This window comes from Acinetobacter legionensis, assembly GCF_048551735.1.
In the GTDB taxonomy this organism is placed as follows: Bacteria; Pseudomonadota; Gammaproteobacteria; order Pseudomonadales; family Moraxellaceae; genus Acinetobacter.
Genome location: NZ_JBIMBV010000093.1, coordinates 1 through 486, shown reverse-complemented (window position 1 = coordinate 486; position 486 = coordinate 1). Strand labels below are relative to the sequence as shown.

Annotated in this window: 1 pseudogene; it reads left to right on the top strand. The window is 41.4% G+C overall.

What is annotated here, in order from left to right:
- Positions 1 to 486: pseudogene (locus ACG9ZL_RS21155) on the top strand (TipJ family phage tail tip protein); the annotation flags it as partial.

Below are 486 nucleotides of genomic sequence, written 5' to 3'. Positions count from 1 at the left end.
AACTTGCTGATGAGTTGTTAGCTGGTCGTGCAAATGGTGGGCGTATTTCTTCAGTCAGTGCTGATTTAAAACAAATCACCTTAGATCGTGATGATGTGGTGTGCCGATCTGGTGACCGTCTAGTTGTTAATGGCGAGAATGGAAAGGCACAAGCACGAGTTGTATCAAGCATTGCTGGTCGAGTTGTTACTGTAGTATCAGCATTTGATAGTGTTGCCCCACAAAATGTATGGGTGATTGATGCACAAGATTTAGCTACGATGAAATTTCGTGTAGTTTCAATCTCACAAGATGAGCCACACCAATTTACCATTAATGCTATTCAGCACAATGATTCAAAATATGATGCCATTGATCATGGTGCATTTATTGATGATCGCCCAATCTCCATCATCAATCCTACAACTCAAGATCCTGTTGAATCAGTCAGCATTTCCAGTGAGCAAATGGTTCAGCAAGGAATGTCTGTTGAAACCATGGTGATCA